Source organism: Streptomyces sp. PU-14G, assembly GCF_041028275.1.
Taxonomy (GTDB): Bacteria; Actinomycetota; Actinomycetes; order Streptomycetales; family Streptomycetaceae; genus Streptomyces.
Window position 1 is genome coordinate 1 of sequence record NZ_JASKYT010000794.1, and the last position, 499, is coordinate 499.

General features: G+C 68.5%; 1 pseudogene. It reads right to left on the reverse strand.

Features of this window, described 5'->3' with window-relative positions:
* Window positions 1–499, reverse strand: a pseudogene (locus tag AB8Z75_RS35320) (amidohydrolase family protein); the annotation flags it as partial.

A 499-nucleotide genomic window follows, 5' to 3' on the forward strand; every position in this document is an offset into this window, starting at 1 on the left:
GGGGAGGCGGCGGGCATCTGGGAGGAGGAGCCGATGTGCATGTTGACGACCGTTCCGGTCTCCTGGCAGGCGGCGAAGAAGGGGTCCCAGTAGCCGGTGTGGATGCTGGGCAGTCCCAGGTGGGTGGGGATCTCGCTGAAGGTGACGGCGCGTACTCCGCGGGCGGCGTTGCGGTGGATCTCGGCGACGGCCAGGTCGATGTCCCACAGCGGGATCAGGCACAGCGGGATGAGCCGGCCGCCGCTGTCGCCGCACCACTCCTCGACCATCCAGTCGTTGTAGGCGCGCACGCACGCCAGGGCGACGTCCTTCTCGTGGGCCTCGGCGGGTGATGCCCTCCAGCGTCATCTCGTCCCGGTCGAAACCGACCGCCGCGATCACCCGCTTGTAGGGGAAGAACAAGCCCTCGTACTCCCACCAGTCCGTGAGCTGGCCCTGCGGATCGGTCGTGAAGCGGTACTTGCCCCCCACGTACTCCAACGCACCGAACCCCGCCGTC